The organism is Ruminococcus sp. CAG:379 (assembly GCF_000434255.1).
In the GTDB taxonomy this organism is placed as follows: Bacteria; Bacillota; Clostridia; order Oscillospirales; family Ruminococcaceae; genus Ruminococcus_F; species Ruminococcus_F champanellensis.
Genome location: NZ_FR894865.1, coordinates 1 through 1435, shown reverse-complemented (window position 1 = coordinate 1435; position 1435 = coordinate 1). Strand labels below are relative to the sequence as shown.

Genomic DNA, 1435 nt, shown 5'->3' with positions numbered 1-1435 from the left:
CGAATCCCTCTCTTTCCGCCAAAACACATGATACCGAAACGAGTCACGAAACAGCGGCTCGTTTCGGCTATCTAATGTATTTTACTGTATCATCAATTATCCGTCTGCTTGCAAAGCCTACAGGGTGTATCATTCTATCACCGCCCTGCGCTTGCCGGTTCATTGTTATCGCATCCTTCGGGTATGCCTACCGATTCACCGTCATGCATATGGTTCGCTCAATACCTTGCCGTTGTTACCTTTCTGAAAAGAAAAAACGGGTTGATTCAGCATGCTGAACAGGTTGTCTTTGCGTATGTGACGGATGTGCTGGATATGTTTCCACTCCATGAGCCGGAAAGCCGGACAATCAACTGTATGCAATTGTCAAGTTTCTATGCGAAAAGGAAAAGCCCTTCAGACCAAGTGTAGAAGCAGTCTGAAAGGCTCTTGACAAATATCTATAATCGTGCTACAATGAAACACGATATAGCCATTGCACTAAGTCAGTCAGGTGTTCTGATCACCAGTCTGATGATGGGGTGTATTTGGATTGCCGTCCATCTGCACCCCGTGTGATGCTTTATTCATCGCTTCTTCATTATAGCACATTTTGGGGAGCGAGTCAATAGCTAGTCGAATATTTTTTTGAATCGTCCGAGGGGCGATTTTTTTATGCAATGTATTCGGTTGAAATGATATTGACACGTAATAACTTACGTGTTATAATAGATACAGAGGATCCGTAAAGGGCTGGGACATCCCTTTGCAGTTTGAATCACAGGAAAGGAGTGTCGAGCTGTCTACTCGACAGAAGAAATGAAGAGCTTCTCATCCAGGGACATCATCCGGCAATTAATAGCGGATGGTTGGTACGAGGTGAATTGTGCAGGGGATCACCATCAATTCAAGCATCCCAGTAAAAAGGGGAGGGTGACGGTTACGCACCCGGTCAAGGATATTCCCATCAAAACACTGAAAAGCATCGAAAAACAAGCAGGGGTTCACTTTGAATGACTTCTGCTCCATGGTAAAGCCACTCGAACAGGAGGTAATCACGATGAAGGATCATTACGTTTTTCCGGCAATTTTTGAACAGGAGAACAAAGGGATCTCCATTGAATTTCCGGATTTACCCGGCTGTCTGCCTTGCGCAGGAGATCTTGAAACAGCGTTAAGCAATGCCAAAGAAGCAATGTTGCTGCATTTGTTTGGCATGGAGGAGGACGGAGAAGAAATTCCGGAACCCACTCCCTTTGATCAGATCCAGGTTGGTAAACATCAAACACTGGTTCTGGTGGAAGCGTATATGCCGCCGTTCCGAGCAAAGCAGCATAAGCGGTTTATCAAAAAAACACTGTCGCTTCCGTCCTGGATCAATGCAGAAGCTGAACACGCAGGCATCAATTTCTCTGCTGTTTTGCAGGAAGCGCTGGTGGAAAAGCTCCGCCTTCAG

Annotated in this window: 2 protein-coding genes; both read left to right on the top strand. The window is 45.7% G+C overall.

What is annotated here, in order from left to right; genetic code table 11:
- The first annotated feature begins 798 nt into the window (after positions 1-798).
- Positions 799-996, top strand: a complete 198-nt coding sequence (locus QVO51_RS03895) for a type II toxin-antitoxin system HicA family toxin (RefSeq protein WP_288167833.1) — start codon at positions 799-801, stop codon at positions 994-996.
- A gap of 43 nt (positions 997-1039) precedes the next feature.
- Positions 1040-1435 (top strand): type II toxin-antitoxin system HicB family antitoxin (locus QVO51_RS03890; RefSeq protein WP_288167832.1); only part of this gene is annotated, 396 nt, incomplete at its 3' end.